Below are 436 nucleotides of genomic sequence, written 5' to 3' on the forward strand. Positions count from 1 at the left end.
GGACAAATGATTGGGGTGAAGTCGTAACAAGGTAGCCGTATCGGAAGGTGCGGCTGGATCACCTCCTTTCTAAGGATATTACGGAATGACCTTTAGGTCATGGAATAACGAAGACATATTGTATTCAGTTTTGAATGTTCATTACATTCAATTTAAGAATGGGCCTATAGCTCAGCTGGTTAGAGCGCACGCCTGATAAGCGTGAGGTCGATGGTTCGAGTCCATTTAGGCCCACCATTAAAATTTAATTCCCAATTAGGGGGCTTAGCTCAGATGGGAGAGCGCCTGCTTTGCACGCAGGAGGTCAGCGGTTCGATCCCGCTAGTCTCCACCATATTATATTGTACATTGAAAACTAGATAAGTAAGTAAAATAGATTTTACCAAGCAAAAAACCGAGTGAATTTTTAACGAAATTCAACAAGCTTAATAATCGC

At 42.2% G+C, this 436-nt stretch carries 2 tRNA genes and 1 rRNA gene; all 3 read left to right on the top strand.

The window, feature by feature from the left end:
• A 16S ribosomal RNA gene (locus tag LQ673_RS14685) occupies positions 1-69 on the top strand; the annotation flags it as partial.
• Positions 70-160: 91 nt separating this feature from the next.
• Positions 161-237 (top strand) — tRNA-Ile (locus LQ673_RS14690).
• Between the two features lie 21 nt (positions 238-258).
• Positions 259-334 (top strand) — tRNA-Ala (locus LQ673_RS14695).
• Positions 335-436 lie beyond the last annotated feature (102 nt).

This window comes from Mammaliicoccus sp. O-M54, assembly GCF_022386035.1.
Classification (GTDB): domain Bacteria; phylum Bacillota; class Bacilli; order Staphylococcales; family Staphylococcaceae; genus Mammaliicoccus; species Mammaliicoccus sciuri_A.